This window comes from Bradyrhizobium sp. McL0615 (assembly GCF_049993905.1).
Lineage (GTDB): Bacteria > Pseudomonadota > Alphaproteobacteria > Rhizobiales > Xanthobacteraceae > Bradyrhizobium.
This window is the reverse complement of record NZ_CP188254.1, coordinates 6898519-6919207: the sequence shown is the minus strand read 5'-3', so window position 1 is coordinate 6919207 and position 20689 is coordinate 6898519. Positions and strand designations below refer to the sequence as shown.

The 20689-nt window shown below is 59.1% G+C and carries 13 protein-coding genes and 1 pseudogene; 10 read left to right on the top strand and 4 right to left on the bottom strand.

What is annotated here, in order from left to right; genetic code table 11:
- The first annotated feature begins 30 nt into the window (after nucleotides 1-30).
- The 5 genes from ACPPVP_RS33425 (at nucleotide 31) to gspG (ending at nucleotide 6049) form a co-directional block, all read left to right on the top strand.
- Nucleotides 31-567, top strand: a complete 537-nt coding sequence (locus tag ACPPVP_RS33425; protein ID WP_426527842.1) for a hypothetical protein — start codon at nucleotides 31-33, stop codon at nucleotides 565-567.
- Between the two features lie 394 nt (nucleotides 568-961).
- Nucleotides 962-3175, top strand: coding sequence for a type II secretion system secretin GspD (gspD, locus tag ACPPVP_RS33420; protein WP_426538201.1), 2214 nt, complete (start codon nucleotides 962-964; stop codon nucleotides 3173-3175).
- Nucleotides 3172-3765, top strand: coding sequence for a prepilin peptidase (locus ACPPVP_RS33415; RefSeq protein ID WP_426527841.1), 594 nt, complete (start codon nucleotides 3172-3174; stop codon nucleotides 3763-3765). The genes gspD and ACPPVP_RS33415 overlap by 4 nt, the downstream gene beginning before the upstream one ends.
- Nucleotides 3766-3881: 116 nt before the next feature.
- Nucleotides 3882-5534 (top strand): GspE/PulE family protein, encoded by a 1653-nt coding sequence (locus tag ACPPVP_RS33410; RefSeq protein ID WP_426527840.1) that lies wholly within the window; start codon nucleotides 3882-3884, stop codon nucleotides 5532-5534.
- 47 nt (nucleotides 5535-5581) lie between these two features.
- Nucleotides 5582-6049 carry a type II secretion system major pseudopilin GspG gene (gene gspG / locus ACPPVP_RS33405; RefSeq protein WP_426527839.1) on the top strand — a complete coding sequence of 156 codons (468 nt, stop codon included), beginning with the start codon at nucleotides 5582-5584 and terminating at the stop codon, nucleotides 6047-6049.
- Nucleotides 6050-6361: 312 nt separating this feature from the next.
- Here gspG and ACPPVP_RS33400 read toward each other — a convergent pair.
- The 3 genes and pseudogenes from ACPPVP_RS33400 to ACPPVP_RS33390 all read right to left on the bottom strand — a co-directional run bounded on the left by ACPPVP_RS33400 (nucleotide 6362) and on the right by ACPPVP_RS33390 (nucleotide 10578).
- Nucleotides 6362-7119 (bottom strand): annotated as a pseudogene (locus tag ACPPVP_RS33400) (IS5 family transposase).
- 77 nt (nucleotides 7120-7196) lie between these two features.
- Nucleotides 7197-8456 (bottom strand): polysaccharide biosynthesis/export family protein, encoded by a 1260-nt coding sequence (locus ACPPVP_RS33395; protein ID WP_426527838.1) that lies wholly within the window; start codon nucleotides 8454-8456, stop codon nucleotides 7197-7199.
- Between the two features lie 1990 nt (nucleotides 8457-10446).
- On the bottom strand, nucleotides 10447-10578 hold the full coding sequence (locus ACPPVP_RS33390; RefSeq protein WP_426527837.1) for a hypothetical protein: 132 nt from the start codon (nucleotides 10576-10578) through the stop codon (nucleotides 10447-10449).
- A 523-nt stretch (nucleotides 10579-11101) separates the two neighbouring features.
- Between ACPPVP_RS33390 and ACPPVP_RS33385 the strand changes: the two genes are divergently transcribed.
- Entirely contained in the window at nucleotides 11102-13732 is a 2631-nt protein-coding gene (locus ACPPVP_RS33385; RefSeq protein ID WP_426527836.1) for a hypothetical protein, read from the top strand.
- 1762 nt (nucleotides 13733-15494) lie between these two features.
- Here ACPPVP_RS33385 and ACPPVP_RS33380 read toward each other — a convergent pair.
- A complete protein-coding gene (locus ACPPVP_RS33380) occupies nucleotides 15495-15836 on the bottom strand; it encodes a hypothetical protein (protein WP_426527835.1) in 342 nt (113 codons plus the stop codon).
- A gap of 904 nt (nucleotides 15837-16740) precedes the next feature.
- Between ACPPVP_RS33380 and ACPPVP_RS33375 the strand changes: the two genes are divergently transcribed.
- From ACPPVP_RS33375 to ACPPVP_RS33360, 4 genes are all read left to right on the top strand, one after another.
- Nucleotides 16741-17883, top strand: a complete 1143-nt coding sequence (locus tag ACPPVP_RS33375) for an epoxide hydrolase family protein (RefSeq protein WP_426527834.1) — start codon at nucleotides 16741-16743, stop codon at nucleotides 17881-17883.
- A gap of 206 nt (nucleotides 17884-18089) precedes the next feature.
- Nucleotides 18090-19058, top strand: a complete 969-nt coding sequence (locus ACPPVP_RS33370) for an ABC transporter substrate-binding protein (RefSeq protein WP_426527833.1) — start codon at nucleotides 18090-18092, stop codon at nucleotides 19056-19058.
- 83 nt (nucleotides 19059-19141) lie between these two features.
- Nucleotides 19142-19912, top strand: a complete 771-nt coding sequence (locus tag ACPPVP_RS33365) for an ABC transporter permease (RefSeq protein WP_426538199.1) — start codon at nucleotides 19142-19144, stop codon at nucleotides 19910-19912.
- Entirely contained in the window at nucleotides 19905-20684 is a 780-nt protein-coding gene (locus ACPPVP_RS33360) for an ABC transporter ATP-binding protein (protein WP_426527832.1), read from the top strand. Before ACPPVP_RS33365 ends, ACPPVP_RS33360 begins: the two co-directional genes overlap by 8 nt.
- Nucleotides 20685-20689: the final 5 nt, after the last annotated feature.

Here is a 20689-nt window from a genome sequence, read left to right as displayed (position 1 = left end):
TCACGACCGCGGGAGACATTTAGCCTCGTCTTGCTCCTTTCGGCCTTGATTTTCAACGCCGCCGCAAGGAGCGAAGAGCCGGGACGGGCAGCCGCGCCCCTCGCCAATCCGGTCGCGGCACAACCGCTGGAGCAGCTGCCTGCGATCGTCGATCGCTCGCTGTTTTCGCCGAGCCGTCGTCCTCCTGCGGCGCCACCGCCGCCGGTCGCGCAGGCGCCCGCGGCGTCTGCACCGCCATCCGCACCGCCCAGCGTTATTCTCTTGGGCGTGGTGATGGATGGTCAAAACGCCCGCGCCGTTGTTCAAGTTGGCGCGGACAAGAGATTGTTGCGCGCGCAGATGGGCGACGATATCGACGGTTGGAAAGTAGCCCAAATCGATGGGCGCAAGGTGGTGTTGGCGTCGCAGGACGGCCGCTTCGCCACCTACAGGCTCTTCAACGATGAGCGCGGGGGGGCAGGCGCGGGCGGAGGGGCCGGGTCGGACGGGCCGAAGAATTCGCAGATGCAGCAATCTCCGTCGCCGACCGGCGGGCTGGAGCTTGTTCAGCAGACAAGGCCCCGATAGAGCCGAGACTCAATTCAGCTATATTCGGCTCGCATGAATTGTAGCGTGATTCGCTTCTTTCAGGTTGCATAAATTGCATCTCGCACTGAAAAAGTGATGGTTTGCCCAAAATAGTCGTTGGTTTGCCGCATAGATTGCTGTGTTGGCCTCATAATGTTCGCAGAATGCCCACAGTTGTAAATGAAATCACTATTGGCTCGCTGGCCTAGAGGCATTTCTTGTCTCGCACCTAGGTCTCAGGCGGTCGCCGTATATGTGGCAATGGGGTGCCACGGCGGGGGAGAATATTTTGGATAAATTGCATGGGTGGGATCTGGTCGGATCTATACGGGCTTGCCTTATAGTCTCGACCTTCCTTGCACTGGGCGGCTGTGGAGCGGCGAATTTGGCTTCCGTGGCGAGCGTCGCTCCGGCTGATTCGATGGATTCCGTTCGCAACACTGATTTCAGCCCGCGTTTTCCTGTCGGGAATGAGGGAAATTCGGGCAAGTCCGGCAAGACGCGCGAATCTCGCGAATCTACAGATCAGCCCTTCCTTTTTCCGGGCTCGGACGTGCAACCAGAGCGGCCGCGCGATCGCGATCCAGAGATGCGGACCGCCTCACTGCAGCAGGCCGCCTTTATGAAGGGCGACGGCGTCGAGATGAATTTCGAGGGGGCCGATGTACAAACGGTCGCCAAGACCCTGCTCGGAGATATTCTTCAGCTTAATTTCGTCGTCGACCCTCGCGTCCAGGGTAACGTAACGCTGGCGTCGGCCGGTCCGATATCTCGCAAGGACGTGCTACCGGCATTCGAAAGCGTTTTGAAAATGCAAAACGCTGCGATCGTGCGCTCCGGCGATCTGGTGAAGGTGGTTCCGATGGCCGAGGCGAGTGGCAGTGGCGCCCTCAACGTCGGAGCTGGGGAGCCGGGCTTCGGCGTTTCGCTGGTGCCTCTGCGCTACACCTCGGCTTCAACAGTGGCCAAGACTGCCGAAAGTTTTATGACGCGTCCGGGCGCTATCCGTGTCGTCCAGTCCCGAAATCTGCTGCTGGTCCAGGGCACCACCGCAGAACGTCAGGCGGCGTTGGACGTGGTCTCGACCTTCGATGTGGAATGGCTGCAGAATCAGTCGGTTGGGGTCTATCCGCTGAAATCGACTTCGCCGGAGACGATGATCGGCGAACTTGAGCGGGTGTTTGAAACGAGTGAGGGTGGATTGGGGCAGGGCGTAATCCGCTTTCAGCCGATCTCACGCATGAACGCGGTGATGGTTGTAACAAAAAATCCGAAGCTGCTTGCCCAGACCACGCAGTGGGTCCGTCGCCTCGACAGGTCCGATACAACCGGAACAACGCTGCGAACGTTCAAGCTGAAGAATGGCAAAGCAACGGAAGTGGCGAAGATTCTGAACGACATCTTCGGTCAAAAATCCGGCAGCGGCGATTCTGCCACGAAGCAGCTCGCGCCGGGGGTCGAAAGCGCCCAGGCTCGCATGGATGCTCTCGGAGGCTCGTCCCTCGGGAGTGGGTCGAACGCAAACGGGGTGACGAACGCAAGCACCACCTCCGACAATCGCGGCGCCGGCACGATTGCGGCAGCTTTCGAAACGTTCGCAGGTCGCAAGAATGGTGAGGCGGACGCTTCCGGCAATTCATCGGGGACCATCCCGCGCGGAACGTTCCAGAACCTACGAATTTCAGCGGATGCGGGCAACAATTCGATTGTGGTCTATTCCAACCAGGAAGACTATCGGGTCGTCGAACGCGCGCTTCGCGACATCGACCGGCCGCTGATGCAGGTTGCAATCGATGCGACGGTCGCGGAAGTCACGCTGACGGACGACCTCCAGTTCGGCGTCCAGGCCTTCCTCACCAGTAAGGATGTTGGACTCGGCAAAAACAATGGCGCGGTCAGTTTGCTGAGCGCGGGCCAGGACGTGGCGCAAGGGGCGCTGCTGCAGAAAGTGGCTCCCGGTTTGAATCTTCTGCTCGGATCGGCATCGCAGCCGCGCGTGATCCTCAACGCCCTATCCACCATAACGGACGTCAAGGTGCTGTCGTCGCCATCCATCGTTGCGCTCGACAATCAGCCGGCCCTGCTGCAGGTGGGCGACGAAGTTCCGATTACGACCAGTTCAGCTGCGGTTCTGACCAATGCAGCCACGCCGATCGTCAACACGATCACCATGCGAAATACCGGCGTGATCCTGAAAGTGCTGCCCCACGTGCACGCCAATGGATCTGTTCAACTCGAAGTCGATCAGGAAATCTCCAACATCGTGAATGCCGACAAGCAGACTCTGACACCCACGATTGCCCAGCGCCGCGTCCACTCCACCGTCTCGGTGACCAGCGGTCAAACCGTGTTGCTTGCCGGCCTTATCAGCGAGCGCAGTCAGGAGACTAAATCGGGCATACCGGGACTCCGTGAAATCAAGTTTCTTGGTGACGTGTTTGGAAACACCTCCAACACCAAGACGCGGTCCGAGATCATCATCTTCATCAAGACACAGCTCATTCGGAACAGTGTCGACGCCAGCGCGGTCACCGAGGAATTCCGGGACCGCCTGCAAACCATGCGTGGCGGCCGCAGCGTCATTGACGGCAACAGGGTCGTGAAATGACGATCGAAGTCGAAGCAGGGGAGGCGATTGGATCGGAGGTCGACCTCCGCCCGAACGCGGCGATACTGATCGGCGGCGCCTGCGCCATTGGCCTGATCTCCGCGCTGTCCTTGCCGTGGCCAGTCGCCATTGCTTCGACTGTGCTCGGGACGTTGATGCTTGCCGGGGCTGACGTCGACGCGAGAACTTTTCTGCTGCCGGATCTGATTACGTTTGGTGCCCTCTTCTGCGGCATCCTTGCTGCGCCGTTGCTGGATACAACGGACCCGTGGACAGCAGTTTTGCATGCGATCGTGCGCGCCGGCTGCATCGCAGGCGTGCTGGCGCTGTTTCGCAGTGGCTACGGCTGGATCAGGAAAACCGAGGGCCTTGGTCTGGGTGACGTGAAACTGGCGGCGGCAATCGGGGCGTGGCTGCCGTTCGAGGCAATACCATGGTGTTTCGGCCTTGCGACAAGCGGCGCGCTGCTAACGGTAATGTTGGCGCGCTTGAGGGGCCAGGCTGTGATACGGACGACGCGGATACCTTTGGGAGCGTTTCTGTGTCCGGCGCTGTGGATTGTATATTTTGCGGATAGCGTGACGCGATAGCGGCGGAGCGAAGTAGCAACGTGTCAAACTTAATCCCAAATCGTATCACGTCACCGGCAGGGGAGGGGGGGACGGTTGCGACCTCAAGGCATAGCATTGAGCAGTTTCGCCTGCATTTGCTCGAACGGCTACCGGAGGCCGCGAGGGTAAAATTGCGGAGCGTCAGCTCCGTGGAAGCGGCTTCTGGAAACGGGCTTCGGGAGCTTTGGGAAAAATCGGACCTGCCGGCTGGAATATTCGCCGATGAGGTCGCGGGCTTCTGGAAGTTGCCGCGCGCGGGTTTGCAGCAGCTGACGAATGTGCAAGGTGCGGTTGAGCATTTCTCGCCGCGATTTTTGCGCGAATCTTCGGTTTTCCCTTTTAGGCTGGGGGACGACGGCTTTGGCCTGGCGGTGTCGGACCCGGCTGACGGCGCCGCGATCAGGGCAGCTGAGATCGTCTGCGGTCGTCCCGTTGCGATCGCCGTTGCATCCTTCGACGACATCGCCACGGTGCTGGAACTGCGGCTGGACGAACGCACGGCGGAAGCGGTGGACGTCGATGAGCCGGAACAACGTACCGGCGACGACGACATCGACAGCCTGCGCGATCTGGCGAGCGGCGCTCCCGTAGTTCGGGCCGTCAACGACGTGCTCGAGCGTGCCATGGAGCTGCGAGCGAGCGACATCCACATCGAGCCATTCCGGACCGGGCTCGTGGTGAGAATGCGTGTTGATGGAATCCTGCGCGCCGTGCCGTTTCCAGGAGATGCACCACCGCAGGCCGTGGTTTCGCGTATCAAGATCCTGGCCGGACTTAACATCGCGGAACGCCGGTTGCCTCAGGACGGCGCGGCAAGGGCTCGGGTCGGACGGACCGAGATCGATATCCGCATCGCCACCATGCCGACACAGCACGGCGAGAGCGTCGTAATACGCCTGCTGCCTCGCGACCGCGGCTTGCTCGATTTGGGCAAGATTGGATTGTTCGGCCGCGACGAAGCGACGTTGCGCCGCCTGCTGGCGCTGCCGCATGGGTTGATCCTGATCACCGGCCCGACCGGAAGCGGAAAGACCACGACGCTCGCGACAATGCTGTCGATTCTCAACGAGCCGACGCGAAAGATCCTTACCATCGAGGATCCTGTCGAATACGAGATTCCGGGTATCAACCAGTCGCAGGCCAAGCCGGCGATCGGGCTGACCTTCGCCACGGCGATGCGCGCGTTCGTACGCCAGGATCCCGATGTCATCATGGTCGGTGAAATCCGCGACAGCGAAACGGCAAACATTGCCATCCACGCGGCATTGACCGGCCATCTGGTTCTGTCAACGCTTCACACCGAGACGGCGGCTGCGGCGGTACCGCGGCTCCTTGACCTCGGCGTGGAGGGATTTCTGCTGCGCTCGACGTTGCGCGCCGTCGTTGCCCAGCGATTGGTCCGCGTGCTGTGCGACGGCTGCAAGAGCAAGCACGAGCTGACCGAACCGGATATGGTCGCCGACCCGCGCTATCGGGTTCTGGGCTTTGCAGCCGGCGAGACGATCTATCGCCCTGGCGGCTGCGAACGCTGCGGCGGCACCGGCTATCGCGGACGTGCCGGGATTTTTGAATTGCTGGAACTGACCGACGAAGTCAGGCCTTTGGTCGGCGCGGAAGCGGATGCCTCCCTGATCGACGGCGCCGCCATACGCGCAGGCATGACGACCATGCTGGACGATGCCGTGCAGAAATGCCGGCTTGGAATAACCGCGGCCCCCGAAGTGCTGCGCGTGACATCCGCGCGGTAACCGACGGTCGTGCCGGTTTGGACAATGGTTTGGTACGGAGAGGACAGATGAAGCTTCATATGGTCACCAGAGGCCGCCATGCTCTGCGACATGCTGAGGCAGGCTTTACCCTTGTAGAAATGCTGGTTGTTATCGCGATCATCGGGCTGATCATGGGTTTGGTCGGACCCCGCGTACTCAACTACCTTGGGGACTCCAAAGTTAAGACGGCCAAACTCCAGATCGAGAGCTTCTCAAGTTCGCTTGACCTGTTTTATCTCGACGTCGGCCGGTATCCGACCGTTAGTGAAGGTCTTTCCGCATTGGCGCAAAGACCAGGCAATACAACGATTTGGAACGGACCCTATCTCAAGACCGGCGCGGTGCCGGCCGATCCGTGGGGACACGTCTATCTTTATCGCTCGCCTGGCGAGCGTGGTCCTTACGAGATCGTGTCGTTGGGATCGGATGGCCAGGAGGGCGGGACCGGGACTGCTGCCGACATCAGCAATGACGCTGCGGTAAATCGGCAATGAGCAGGACTGGCGATTTTCACTTTCGCCATTGTAGTATCGTCGCTGATCTTGCCTTCGGTGGTGGACTCGCCAATTAGCCGTACCAACCGCGACAGCGGCACCGTCGACATAATCTGGGTCAGAGTCCATTAACTTCAGCCTCGTGACCGGTATTCGGGCAAGCGGTGCTGGACCGTCGATTTCTGCGCCGCGTGTAACTTAAGGTCTTGTGCGTAAACTTGGGCTCAATACCGGCGGGTTGCGCCCGGCCTAGTCTGTCGGCGGCCATTTAACGTAATCCAGCCCAGACGCGGCCCTAGGACCGATCGACATTCATTGCATCCAGATTATTGCGGCAGCGAGAGGGATGAAGCCGGTAAAGTTGGTGGCTCGCCTGTCGTAACGGGTTGCCAAGCGTCGGAAGTGTTTGAGTTGGCAGAAGCAGCGCTCGATACGGTTGCGCTGTTTGTAGGCGTCGGCGTCATGCGGAATGATGATCCTGCGGGTGCGGTTTGACGGGATCACCGCTGTTGCGCCGATTTCCGCGATGATCGCACGCAGGGCATTGCTGTCATAGGCTTTGTCGGCGAGCACGGCATCGCCGCTCTGGCCATTCAGCAGGGCGGGCGCCTGGGTGATGTCATTGACCTGCCCAGCCGTGACGATAAAGCGGAGCGGACGGCCCAGGGCATCGGCCAGCATGTGGATCTTGGTAGTCAGTCCGCCTCGGGAACGCCCCAGCGCCTGATCTTTGGCCCCCCTTTTCCGCTCGCCGCCTGCTGGTGGGCGCGAATGATGGTGCTGTCGATCATCAGGTAATGGTTGTCGCGATCGGCGGTCAGAGCAGCGAATACGCGCTCCCAGACGCCAGCATGGCACCAGCGACTGAAGCGCTGGTGCACCGTTTTCCACTTGCCGTACCGCTCTGGCAGATCGCTCCAGTGTGCCCCCGATCGCAAAACCCACAGACATCCGTTGACAAACAGACGATTATCCGCAGCCGTACGTCCCGGGTCGCCAGCTTTCCCCGGCAGCAGTGGCGAGATCCTCGCCCATTGCACCTCGGTCAGCTCATATCGCTTCGCCGCCATCATCTGCTCCGTGTCGAATCACGGAACTCTATGAATCAGCGATCAAACCACTTGGGAATCCTGAATGTCGATCGGTCCTAGGGCGTTGGCGTCGTGACGACAGTCGTCGTACCTCCGGTTACGAAAGTGCTCGGCACAGCGCCGGTACCGGTGATGATATTCCGCAAGCCATAGGCGCTCGTGACGGTCGAAATGGGGGCCTGTATAGTCGAGTTGAGCGTGTTGAGATACGTCATGAACTTGGTGGACTCGACCGACACAGAGTTCGAAACGTAGAGAATGTCCTTGTTGCGCATCTCGAACGAGCTCGCCAGAAACAGGCCGGCGGGATCGCGCAGGTTGATCGTGTAGATCACCGGAATGATAGGGCCTTCGTAGGGCGAAACGTCGATGCCCATGGCTACGGCAACGTCCCGCGCTTCACCGCGATAGAGGAACACCGAGCCCGGATCAGCCTGGGTATCTATCAGACCACCGGCCTTGCTGATCGCTTCCGCAAGCGACAGCCGCCAGGTTCCGAATGGAATCTGTTGTTGTGCGCCGACCGCACCGAACGACAGGAAGGTCTGCGGCTCCCGGTACAGATAGATCGTATCGTTGGGATGCACGTAGACATTGTTGACCGGCTCATAAATCAGCGCGCCAAACGGGGCGATGGCGCGCTTGCCACCTCGCTCCAGGAGCACCCAGGTTTCAGCGCCGGCAGCCCCGGTCGAGCCGCCAACCGCCACCAGGCCGGCCCGGCTGATGACGTCGAGCATGCGCTCGGGCGAGGCGGTCGCGGGAATCCGCGCCGCGCGGCCTTCGCCCAGGACGCTGATCATGGACGTCTTCTGTTCGACCATGGACACAATGACCTGCGGCTCGATCGCGCGGTTCTTGAGGGCGGCGACAATGGCATCCTGCACCTCGACCTGGGTGCGCCCGCGCGCGCGGATGGAACCCGCATAGGGGACCGAGATATTGCCGTGGATGTCGACGGCCTGGTTCGGAATAGCGACAAAATTGCCCGGCCGCACCGCGCCTTCGGCCGGAATGAAAAGGCCGCCGGAAGCGGCTTCGAAAACCGTGACGCTGAGGACATCGCCGACGCCGAAGGTGATGTCGCGCGGCCGCTGATTGCCTACGAAGGTAGAAAGGCGCGGCAGGTTCTTGGACATGACCTCGACGATCTTCGGGGTGAGCTTCACCACCGCGTAGTTGAGGCTCATCGGGTCGCGCTGGCCTGCCAATATGTCCGTGGCGGCGGGGCCGCTCACCGACATCCAGCCGCAGCCGCCCAGTGCAACCGCCATGGTCAGCACAGGCAGGGCCAAGATGACGCGCTTAATTCTCACTGAAAGTCCCAATCCCTTTGCCCTAGCCCGCGAGCGACCATAAGCGATGCGATCGCAGCTGCGTAGGGTTGCGGGGCCATGCTTGCCGATTTCGGGGAATGCTGTTGCGTATCGGCCACAAGCGTGGCGGCGGAATGCCCCTATGGAGGCAAATTTCTGGAGATTTCGGCGCCTTCTACGAATGATCGATGCTTGTAGGTGAATTCGGGATCGATCTAGCACCGGATTATGGACCAACACCACGAATCGATACCCACATTTTCAGCACAAGTCCGGCGCAGATACAGCGTCACCCCGGTAGCACGCGCAAAAGCAAAATCAGTACGGACAAAATGACGGTATTTCGGTCCTTGCAGCGTAAGCATCGGATCGGGCCAATATCGTTGGCAACGCACCAAGCGGATTGTCGCCCTATTTCCACTTTAAATGGCAAATGGCGGGGCGCCGCTGCCTCTCCTCCGGGTGTGTGTCTTTCATCACTCCTATCGCTAAAAGCGCAGGCGCGCGCTCTTTAAGACGTCGGGCTGGCACCGAGAGGGTTGATTGTAAGACTCCTCACGTGGTCTACTGGTACTAGCCAATCTTAATTGATGGAGTCGGGCTCGTGGGCAAAATTATCTGCGTCGTAGCAGCGGCGCTTGCAGTGTTTTTTTCCGTGTCTGGCGACGCCTCCGCTGATGGTGTGACGGTAAAGCACCACGCCAGGAAGGTAGTGCCGCCTACCTCGGTCATCCGTCCTGCTTGTCCAGATCCGTACTCGTGCTCGTCACTGTACGGCGCTTATGGGCCCTATGGCGGCGCCGCCTATTTGACCCGGTATACGTACTCAGGTTGGTATCGATAATCCACTAGAGGCCCAGACCTCAGCGTTGAGGGCAGCGTGGCCGGAGCGGCTCGAGTAACTATCTTTCGTGCGGCCCTAACTTGGTTCTGTGCCACCAAGGTAAACCCCGTCACTTTGCAATTGGTTGTGCTGAAGGCCTTTCGCAGGGCGCAACGGCTGCGCCGGTAAGCTTAGCACCAATCGCCCCCTTGACGGGTGGACTGCGAGATGTTGCACTGCCTGTATTGCGTTGCAAAATTAGTATTTTCGGTGGTGCATGAAGGATGACATTGTCGACCGGATTGTGAGTTCCTCAGGGCATGTTGTCACCATGCCAACCCACGATAGGCTATTGAAGTATTTAAGATTAATGGCTTCGACCGGAAAGTCCGAGGACCAGCTCGTAAAGCTGGGATCGGCTTATTTGAAGGAATCCATGGACCCAGATCCCCGCTATTCAGGGTGCTGACGCCAGATTCTAGGACACTGCTCTTCTCCGGGTCACCACGACCTTGGGCATACTCGCGCAATGACCGTTTATTGCTTCAAACGAGACACATTGCTTCAAGTGAGGCAGTGTTCAGTGGTCGCGATTGATGAGAAACCAAGCGGTCCTCCTTCCGGCGGTCCGTATCTCGTTCCCGATTCGCCGGCGGTGTGGCCGAAATGAAAAGAGTACATTGAGCCGAATTCCACCTCTCGAGTCGGGAAATCGAAGTAGGTTTGATTTGGCGTCGAAGTTATCGTCGCGCAACCGATCCGATTCTTTGGTGGCCGATAATGTCGCAGTCTGAACTGCACAAAATCTCTTTTAGAAACAGTCCCCGTGTCCAAAATCACCATTTATTGACCGTATCTTTGCTCCTTTTTGCCGCACTTTCTGCCGAGGTCGCCGCCTAGTCACATGGTTAGGGACTGTGTTGCCGTCCGCATTCTCAACGGAGAATCACTAGTCGCGGTTCGCTGGTGAGGTTTAATTGAGACGCAATCGAGGATTGCAAAAGGTAATCGTTGGTTTGGAGGGGTTATTTTGAGCTTGGCCTTTGTCTCTCTGCTTCGTAGCGCTCGACTTCGGCTTGCCGGGGCCCTGCCCTTGACAATCGCGCTCTCGGTGGCGCTTGCCCAGTCAGACGGTGCTCGCGCTCAGTCGCCAGTGCCTGGCGCATTTCAAAACCCTACGGTTGCATTGTCGGCGAGCCCGACCAGCATCATCTCCGGCAAAATCTCGACGGTGACCTGGTCCTCGACTAATGCAATCTCATGCACCGCTAGCGGCGGCTGGACAGGGACGAAAGCCAACAGTGGCACTCTTGCGGTATCGCCGACAAGCACCACGACCTACACGCTGACGTGTATTGGGTACAGAGGTTTGTCCTCAGCCGCCAGTACGACGGTGGCTGTGAGTGCCGCCCCGGCGCCGGTCGCCGGCGCGTGCGGATCTGCAAACGGCACGCAAGCATCATCTGCACCTTCGACCAACCTTTGCTCAAAGGGCGCGTCGTCGAGCGTGGCGGGTACGGGCCCGTGGACATGGAGCTGTGGCGGTTCAAACGGGGGTACCAATGCTAGCTGCTTGGCGTCCAAATCGGGGTCGACAGCTGGGTCGGGATCTACGCCTGGATCGGGGGGGACGCCTGGCTCGGGATCTACACCCGGGTCGGGATCTACGGCTGGATCTGGTTCGACGCCTGGCTCGGGATCTACGACAACTCCAACGCCTTCAAACGAAGCCGGTCTTGCATTTTTCGAAGATTTTAAAACTCCAACTTCTTATAAGGAGCGATTCAATTACGGCTGGTCCGGTGAATGGAACGCCGGCGCGATGTTCGGCTCAAACAGGAACGACTGGCATGCCGACCACGGGATGTCGTGCGAAAATCCGAATACCTCAAGCCGCACGATTCACCTGACGTCACAACAGCAGGCAGCCGAGGCCGCGTATTATTACTGTGCGCCCGATGGAAATCAGGACAAGGGTCACGTGATGACCACTGTCAACACGGAGGGCTACGTCTCCGTTTGGTTCTCTCCAAAACCGACTTTCCGTAATGTATCCAAAGTCTGCTGGGATCAGAACATCACCGATCTCGGCGGTGGCAAGTGGACTGTAGTCAACTTCCTTACGCCCGCTGAGTACGGGGGGAAGACCGACCTTGGTTACACGTCACCTGACTTCCCTAAAAACGGTGGTCCGAGTTCCCCACAAGGCCCTGCAGCGAATGGCGTCAAGGTATTTCGCGGCAGTATGAACAGTTACACCAATAACCAATTTCATGAGGGCGCACGTGGCCTCACAGTGTCGGACAAGGCGGCGCGCTATAAGCACTGCGTTATCGACAACGGCAATGGAACCTTGACCACGACGATTGCGCAGCCGAACGGTACGACGGTTTCACGTACGGTCGCCGGCAATATTCCCGACGGAGACATTCGCGTCCAGTTTGGCGACGACAGTTACAATCCGGACAAACATTTCGATGCAAGGGGAGTGGCGTCAAACTCGACCGGGCTGTACACGTGGCATTGGGACAACATTCAGATCTACGCTACGAGCAGCCAAGGTGGCGGCAACACCCTTCCAATACCCACCGTGGCATTTTCGGCGAGTCCGCCTAGCATTAGCGCCAGTAAGATCTCGACTGTTACTTGGTCCTCGACCAACGCAACCTCATGTGCAGCCGGGGGCGGTTGGACTGGGACGAAAGCTACCAGCGGCACTCTTGCAGTATCGCCGCCGAGTACCACGAACTACACGCTGGCGTGCACAGGAGCCGGAGGCACGTCTCCTGTAGCTAGTGCAACCGTGGCTGTGAGTACTAGCCCGGCGCTGATCAACGGCGCGTGTGGATCGGCAAATGGCACGACGGTATCGTCCGTGCCTACGACCAACCTTTGCTCAACTGGCACGTCGTCGGCCGTGGCGGGTTCGGGCCCGTGGACATGGGGTTGTGGAGGTTCTAACGGTGGCGCCACCGCGAGTTGCTCCGCCTCGGTGTCGGTGGCGTCCGGCGGGACTGGGTCGGGATCAACGCCCGGATCGGGATCTTCCTCATCTCCAACACCGGTCGTCGGCAACTGCGGCCTGCAGTTGGGCGGTGCAGTATCGTTCTGCGAAACGTTCGACAAGAAGAATCCAGGAATCCAAAGCCGGACCGGCGATCTCGACCCTAATGTTTGGGGCGTTTCGAGAACACAAGCACTCGTCAACTTCGGCCAAGGTTTAGCTAATGCTTACCCCGCATCAACAATCGTTGGATGCAACGGTAGCACGAAAGTCCTCCCTCCGAACGATATCCAGATCTGCAACGGTCAATTGCGCCAATCTTCAAACGACAACCCAACGGGGGGGTACGAAGGCGGTGGCGTCACGGTTCTTGCTATGTATCCGAAGCAACCGTTCGATTTTGCCGGCAGAACCGGCACTGTGTCGTTTGAAGTATCGAACGATTCGCAGGGATCGCACGGTGCATGGCCTGAGTTTTGGATGACCAATCTTCCAGTTCCCGCGCCATTCGCACACTTCGAGACCTGGCGGGCATTGCCGCAATATGGATTTGGGCTTCGGTTTGACGGTTTCGTGGACTCGAATGGAAACCCCAATCCATGTCCAGAAGGGAATAATAATGGTTATCTCGGGGTCGGATCAGCAATTCTTATAAACAACTACGTCGCCAACGATTTTGATACCGGCGGATCGTTACAACTTCGCGGCTACGCTTGCGTGAAGAAGGCCACTCAAGTAGGGCAGATGAACCACTATGAACTTCGGATTTCACAAAATCAGATCGATATTTACGGAACGGATGCGGGAGTCGCTCCATCGCCCACAACTCTGAAGCACTTGGCAACGATCTTGAATGCAAACCTCGGTTTTACCAGAGGGCTTATTTGGCTTCAGGACGTCCACTACAACGCGGACAAGTCTCTCCAACTTCCGCTTCAGCACGACCACACTTTTGCTTGGGACAACGTCGCGTTCGACGGGCCCTTCACGTACCGCGACTTTAGCTATGATGCCCTGGATGCAAATGTTCCGGTCAACAATTATGCTCCAAATCTGGCTAACAACCTTGGTAAAGCCTCGGATCCCAACAACACTTCAACCTGGAATGTCTTAAATATACCGACGAATCCCAAGGCCGCGACGGTCCGCGTTCTGTTCAACTTCTTCCACAGCGATCGTCCTAGTGTGCTCAACGTTACGGTCAATGGACATACGCATCCAACGCCGTGGCCGTATCCAGACACCACGGGCTTCACTTGGCGCACCTTTGCAGTAACGATCCCAGCAAGTGACCTGATCGCCGGCACCAACGTGGTGCAGATCGGAGGGGACCAACCTCTGGTGACCTCCAACGTCAATATCGTACTCGTGGACGTTCCGGGCGGGGTCCCCGTATTACCTGGGTCAAATAATTCCTACCCCGCCGGGGGCGTGTCGGCGAGCCAGTAATCGAAGCTACTTTCTTTGTTCTCGATACCGGCGATGATCCTTCGGGCTTCCGTGCCTGGTTGGTTTGATCGCCGAGCGCCAGATCAAACGGCTGTTGTGGCATCGATCCGTGGGGGCGTGCCCACATGGCACTGGTCTCTTACCAATGGACGAAGGTAATGGGCAGGCGCATGGAGTGTCTGCCCACTCGACCGACAGTTCGAGTTCGTAAAGTCGAACCGAATTGTATGTCGAATTTTTGCATCAGCGCCGGCGAGGCCGTAATCGAGCTATTCTTGCGCTGGGTGGTCCGCTATTCGAGAGCGTCATCACGACAGGCTGGCTGGCAGCTATCGCTTTGGTGATGGTCGCCTGCTGCCCGGAACTTAACCTTTTCTAGATGCTCTGGCGAAAACTAGGCCATTCCGCGTGACGGATTGTGGACTGATCTGCTAGAGGGGTATCGATTGAGCGGGAGGAGATCATCCATTTGATGCGCTTTTGGAATATAATTGTTGATTTCCATTGGCTTAATTGCGATCTGCGCATTGACCGGACATTTCTGCGATGAGCGAGCAATTGGTGACGTTCCTTGGCGTGGTTTTGGGTACCGCTGCCTGCAACTGGCGGTATGGGCTGTTCTTCTTTTGTGTCGGAGCTGTCCCCATAATCACCGGCCCGTGGTGGCGATGAGACTCTCGTCCTCCGCGATACCATCCTCGCGATCACGGCAGTGTTGCTGCTCGCCTACCAAGCGCGCTTCGGACCCCTTCAGAAAAAGTTTGGAAGGGTGGTACCGTGTGTAATCAAAGCGCGCTGGCTTGATGCCATAGTAGGCACCGCGACCAAGCCCGCCATCCTGCTTTGCGGTCTACGCGATTGTTATGGACGATAGAACCAGTGCCAATTGCTTGCACGTCCAAGCTACCGGCATTGCGCGTCAGCTTGGTCGGCGCTTCAAATTTCGAACAGGCTATCCTTGCCTGAACAAGAGACAAGACGTAAATCGGCCAGCGTTCCGCGCGGCGCACCACAAGGCCGATATCTGATTACAGTGGAGGCGGAGCGTCTTCTTTGCAGTCTAACACGATCCTCAAGCCGTCTCAAATGCGGCAGACAATCTGAAATCGGGATACGTCCGCTGGTTTTTGCTGTTGGAACGAGTTCGGTTTTGCGCGTGCAAGGAGCTCTTGATCGGGGCATTGTCATGGCAGTCCTTGCTCATCGAGCCCTCTAAAGCAGGCGGACTTTATCGCGTTACGAGTTCAGAAACATACTGAGCACCGATCGGAGTGGTGGATCAGGTCACGGGCTGGCGACGAGCCAGATTCGGTTTGGCGCGGGGGCGAAAGAAGTCGCGTTCAATCAGGTTGGAGCGATCGGGTCGTCGTGCGGCTGTCGGACGTCCGCATCCGGGCGTGGCCGCACCATGATAGCTCTTTGACCGGGATGGCGCATTGATCGTTCGATACGTCCGCGGCTCACGCCACGGCTATGGGCTTTCCGCTCGCATTGATGCACGAGCTGCCACAGCGTCCGTAGTTGTCGCGATGGTCCCGCTTGACGGGCCGCAGGCGAGCCGCGACGCTAGGCGGGACCTCTTTCACAGAACTCGCTAAGACGTGCTCGGCATTCTCTGGCCGGAATACGTTTCCTGCAAGGTCGCCATCTCGCCAAACGAACTGGCTGCCGCTGTTGTTGCATTCATCCCGCCTTAGCTTCCGAATAGTGCGGATTCTTGCAGTGCGGCTTAAACGCGCGCGGGTTCATTGGTGATCGCGCGCTAAAAGCGAGCCAAGTATCTGCTGGCCGCAACCGCAACCAACACTCCGAGCAAGCCGCCGGATGCCTTCTCAAGGAGGTCCACGAGTCGCCCGTGCCTGTCCGGGGTGAGGTACTGAAGGCCCTCAAGAGCAATCGCAGCACCGACCACGATACCCAGCGCCATGAAAGCTCGCCCACGGTAAGCCAAGCCGAACAAAATGCCGACGATCGCATATGCCCCGAGCCGCTCGTAGGCGGGATTGTTGCTGGCGACAGGACGAAGACCGATGGGTGACAAGGTGACATACACAATATAGCCCAGAGAAACCCAGGCAAGGAGCACAAGAAGTTTTCGAACCATTGTACTCCTTTATCCTGGCCAGTTTATGAAAGCCATCCGCCAACAAACAGCGGCTACGCGCTGACGAACTGCGGGTCAATCGAGCGCCGCAGCCAAATTGCGCCGCAGATGTCGAAAATAGACAACACGTCGACGCTTCAAATTTCAAACAAACTCTCTTTGCCTGAACAAGAGAGCAGGCGTAGATCGCCCAGCGTGCCACGTGGCGCACCACAATGCCGGCATTTGATGAGAGTGGAGGCGGGCGCATCTTCCCTGCAATCGAAGACAATCCCCAAACCGTCGCAAATGCCACAGACGATCTGAAATCGGGAGACGTTCGCTGGTTTTTGCAGGGCCATAGCTGAACTACGTTAGGAACAATGCCGTCAAGCGGCCTTGCCGGTGTCAGGCCGGACGCCTGGGGAAATAGTCCGGCGGCTCATCACTAAACGATCCCGATGGCATCGCAACGAAAGTCATTTGTTAAGCTTGATGTCCACTCGGCGAGTTAATTCGGGAACCGACGGCAAGCAGCGCGACTCGTCAGTTGCGCTAGTCCGCGTTCGGTCTCCAGTTGAAGATGCGGAGCGGGTCAGCGTAACATCTCAATGCGAGACTATGGAGCGGGCGGTGTCAAAACGATTGGCGTGGCGGGCTCAAATTGCATTGTCCCGGCGGGTCTCAGACTGGACCAATTTCGGACGTCATCGTATCGACGCCTTCGCACGGCTGTGCAACAGTGCTGGCGTGTGTGTTCACGTGTTCTGTGACAGTGTCGGTGAGTTCGCCGAGCCATTCGTGCTCGATTTCGGACGTGTCGAATACACCAGCACCCGCGCGACGTTGGCCTCGCGTGCGACAATGATTTTCGCCTGTGAACTCCGTCCCGGCAGTTCCGGCTGGCTTTGAAAGAGGGCCCTTCATGAGCGCTGAAGTCAAACCCTATCGCATTTCGATCGGCGACGACGTTCTCCACGACCTCAAATCACGGCTGCGCAATACGCGCTGGCCGGAAGCTGAACTGGTCGAGGACTGGAGTCAGGGGGCGCCGCTGAAATGGATCGAGGACATCTGTCGCTATTGGGCGGAAGAGTATGATTGGCGCGGGCGCGAGGCGCGCCTCAATCGGTTTGCGCAGTTCATCACCGAGATCGACGGGCTCGACATTCATTTCCTGCACGTCCGCTCAAAGCATCCGGACGCGATGCCGCTGGTCATCACACATGGTTGGCCGGGCTCGGTGGTCGAGTTTCACAAGGTGATCGAGCCTTTGACCGATCCGACCGCGCACGGCGGCAACGCTGCCGATGCATTTCACATTGTTTGCCCGTCGCTGCCGGGCTTTGGCTTCTCTGCGAAGCCGAAGACCACCGGCTGGGGCGTCGGTCGCATCGCGTCAAGCTGGGCGGTGCTGATGGATCGCCTCGGATATTCGCGCTACGTCGCGCAGGGTGGTGATTGGGGATCGGCGGTCACGACTGCGATCGGTGCGCAGGATACAGAGCATTGCGCCGGCATTCACATCACGCTGGCGATGTCAGCGCGGCCCAATGTCGAGGGACAGCCGACGCCAGAGGAAGCGCGGGCGCTGAAGAGAATTGAACATTACGCCGAATGGGATTCCGGATACTCCAAGCAGCAATCGACCCGGCCGCAGACGCTTGGTTACGGCTTGACGGATTCGCCGAGCGGACAGGCTGCATGGATTCTGGAAAAATTCTGGGCCTGGACCGATTGCGACGGCCATCCCGAGAACATCCTTGGCCGCGACGAACTTATCGACAACGTCATGTTCTACTGGGTGACGGCTACCGCCGCGTCATCCGCGCGTCTTTACTGGGAGAGTTTCGGACCCAAGCGCCGCACGCCGTACAAGGTGACTATACCGACCGGCGTCGCCGTCTTCCCCAAGGAAATCGTCACGCCGGTGCGAAAGTGGATGGAAGCGAGCTTCACGAATATTCAGCACTGGCGTGAAATGCCGAAGGGCGGACATTTCGCCGCGTTCGAACAGCCTGAGTCGTTCGTCCAGGAGGTACGGGAGTTCTTCCGGGCCCTGCGATAGTCGCCTGTTTCCTGGTCAGTTGGGCTGGAGCAAGCCCATTTTCCACGCATATGCGCCAACCACTGGGGCATTTCCGGCGCTTTCGGCCGGAATGACAGCCTCTGCGCACCTCGAGGGTGGGGCTCCGGGCGCGCCCGAGGCGCCGGTAAGCGCCTGTTTGAGCGGCATGGTTGTTGCATTTCTCAGGGTCAAAAGAGGAGTGTTCAATGACATCTGGGATCTGTCGACGCGAATTCATTGCCGGCCTTGGTGCCGGTCTCGGGGCTGGACTGTTCGCGAGCCCGGCCATCGTTCGCGCCGAGCGGCCAGTCGTCATTCGAGCCGGCGCGCTGAAGCTGATCCACTCCATCGCTCCCTATTTCTACGATCAGTTCGTGCCCGCGGGCTACAAGATCGAGGTGCTGCCGTTCGAAACGCCGACCGAGTGCAAGAATGCCGTCGTGACCAAGTCGGTCGATTTCGGCGCATTCGGCATCGCCGCGGCGCTGCTCGGTGCGGCGGCCGGAGAACCGGTCGTGGTCATTGCCTCGACCTGCAACCGCGGCATGGCGATCATCGCGAAGAAGGACGCAGGGATTGCCTCGATCAAGGACCTCAAGGGCAAGCGGGTCGCGGTGTTTCCGGGCACGACGCAGGAAGTGTTCTTCCTGGAGCGGCTGCGCATGGAAGGCATGACGATCAAGGATGTCGAGCCGGTCCGCGTTTCCTTCAGCGAAATGCATATCGCCTTATCGCGCGGCGACATCGATGCCTATGTCGGCGCCGAACCCGGCCCTGGCGTGTCGCTGTCGAGCGGTATCGGTTCGCTGGTCGAATATCCTTACTCGACGGCGATGGGATCGTTGAACATGGTGTTCGGTACGCATCGCGACGTGATTGCGCAAAAGCCTGACCTCGTCCGCGTGATGCTCGGGATCCATCAGAGGGCAACGGATTACGCCGCGACGAACAAGGACGCCATGGTCGCGATGGCGTCCAGCAAGCTCGGCCAGAAAAAGGAGGCGATCGAGGCTTCGGTGCCCAATGTCGAGCTGACATGGAAGCTCGAGGCCAAGCAGATCGAGCAATCGAAGATCTATGCCGACCACATGCTGGCGCTGAAGCAGATCAAGCGCCTGCCTGATTTCGTAACCTTCATCGACACCAGCTTTGTCGATGCGGTGAAGCCGACCTGACCGTGACCACGCTCGCGGCCGATACCAAGGATACGCCGGTCGCCGCGCGCAAGACGTCATGGGCGCTCACCTGGTGGCCACGCCTGCGGCCATTGCTGCTGGCCGTCGCGTTTCCTGTCGCCATGCTGGCGATCTGGCATCTTGCTACGGTCGGCCGGCCCGGAAGCCTGATCCCGCCTCCTTACGAAGTCTGGCTCGAACTCTGGGATCTTGCTGTTGGCGGGATCAATGACGACGCCTACAGCAAAACGCTGCACATCCATTTGCTGGCCTCCGTCAGCCGGGTCTATGGCGGCTTCGCGCTGGCGCTAATCGTCGCGTTGCCGCTCGGCATGCTGATCGGGCGCGTGCCGCTGGTCCGTCAGTTGCTCGATCCGACCATCCAGATATTGCGGCCGGTCCCGGTGACGGCGTGGCTGCCGCTGGCAATGATCATCTTCGGCCTTGGTCCGCGCTCCGCGTTCTTTCTGGTGTTTCTCGGCGCGTTCTATCCGATCCTCGTGAACACGATTTTTGGCGTACGCTCGGTCGAGCCGCGGCTGTTCGAGGCGGCTTCGATGCTCGGCTGCAGCGAGTCGGCGCAGTTCTTTCGCGTCGTGCTGCCGGCCGCGCTGCCGTCCATCTTCACCGGAATGCGGCTTGGGCTGGGCTTTGCCTGGGTGGTGATCGTCGTCGGCGAGATGACCGGCGTGCAGACCGGATTGGGCGCGATCATCATGGAGGCGCGTCAGCTCTCGCGCACCGAAATCGTGATTTCGGGAATGATCGTCATCGGCGCATTCGGCTTTTTGTCCGACCAGTTGGTGATGCTGATCGGGCGACGCCTTCTGGCCTGGAGTCCGTCGCATGGCTGAAGCCCCGATCCCGATTCTGGAAATGAAGAACGTCGGCAAGACCTATTCGCAGAACGGCCGCTCGATCGAGGCGTTGCGCGGCGCCAATCTGCAGGTGAGGAAAGGCGAGTTCATCTGCCTGATCGGCGCTTCCGGCTGCGGAAAATCCACGCTGTTGCGGATGGCCGCGGGGTTCGAGGCCGCTACGCACGGCGATAATCTGATGTGGGGCATGCCGATATCTGGGCCGGGTCCCAGCCGCGGCATGGTGTTTCAGGATTACGGGCTGTTTCCGTGGCTGAATGTCCGCGACAATATCGGCTTCGGTCCGAAGTCGCGGGGGCGCACCAAGGCCGAAATCCGCGAAACGACCGACCGTTTCATCGAGCTCGTCGGTCTGCAGAACTTCGCCGATGTCTACCCGCACCAGCTCTCCGGCGGCATGAAGCAGCGCGTCGCGATCGCCCGGGTGCTCGCCAACGACGCGGAGGTCGTGCTGATGGACGAACCTTTCGGCGCTCTGGATGCAATGACGCGCGAGCGCCTGCAGGACGAGCTGGTTGATATCTGGTCGCGAACCGGCCTGACTGTCATCTTTGTCACCCATTCGATCGAGGAGGCGATCTTCCTCGCCGATCGGGTCGTCGTGATGTCACCCGGACCCGGCCGTATCGACAATGAATATCGGATCGACCTTCCGCGGCCACGCGATATCGCAAGTCCGGAATTCAATGAGTGGCGACGGCTTCTCTCCTCGCAAGTGCATAGTCACCACGGGCGCAAGGCGGGCTGATGCGC

Coding starts and splice junctions, on each gene's coding strand:
- ACPPVP_RS33415 (WP_426527841.1), top strand. CDS start 3,172: ATGACGATCGAAGTCGAAGCAGGGGAGGCGATTGGATCGGAGGTCGAC.
- gspG (WP_426527839.1), top strand. CDS start 5,582: ATGAAGCTTCATATGGTCACCAGAGGCCGCCATGCTCTGCGACATGCT.
- ACPPVP_RS33385 (WP_426527836.1), top strand. CDS start 11,102: ATGTTCGGCTCAAACAGGAACGACTGGCATGCCGACCACGGGATGTCG.
- ACPPVP_RS33380 (WP_426527835.1), bottom strand. CDS start 15,836: ATGGTTCGAAAACTTCTTGTGCTCCTTGCCTGGGTTTCTCTGGGCTAT.
- ACPPVP_RS33375 (WP_426527834.1), top strand. CDS start 16,741: ATGAGCGCTGAAGTCAAACCCTATCGCATTTCGATCGGCGACGACGTT.
- ACPPVP_RS33370 (WP_426527833.1), top strand. CDS start 18,090: ATGACATCTGGGATCTGTCGACGCGAATTCATTGCCGGCCTTGGTGCC.
- ACPPVP_RS33360 (WP_426527832.1), top strand. CDS start 19,905: ATGGCTGAAGCCCCGATCCCGATTCTGGAAATGAAGAACGTCGGCAAG.